Below are 362 nucleotides of genomic sequence, written 5' to 3' on the forward strand. Positions count from 1 at the left end.
GAAAGAGAAGGCATGCCGGTATCGATTACTATTAATTATATGGGGCCGATTGAAGATGATGAGTTGGTGGTCAAACCTGCTCTATTAAGAACTAACCGTTCCAACCAGCATTGGCGTGTAGATTTTTTGCAAGGCGATGTAATGCAGTGTTCTGCTAGTTGTGTTTTTGCTAAGCGAAATGAGACTTGGTCTAATGATGAAGTAAGGATGCCTTATGCACCAGATTTTGAAGAGGTGGATTCACTACCAAAATTTCCGGGCATGCCGAGCTGGGTAGACCAATACGATATGCGCTTTGTTTATGGTGCTCCTTTTCAGCCGCTAGTTAAGGGTAAACAAGCAAACCCCTCCGAGAGCCTCTT

Annotated in this window: 1 protein-coding gene; it reads left to right on the forward strand. The window is 44.2% G+C overall.

Annotation, left to right across the window (positions count from 1 at the left end):
* Nucleotides 1-12: 12 nt before the first annotated feature.
* The coding region (locus tag A3735_RS09425) for an acyl-CoA thioesterase domain-containing protein (RefSeq protein WP_197485798.1) at nt 13-362 on the forward strand (350 nt) is incomplete at its 3' end.

It is taken from the genome of Oleiphilus sp. HI0061 (assembly GCF_001635675.1).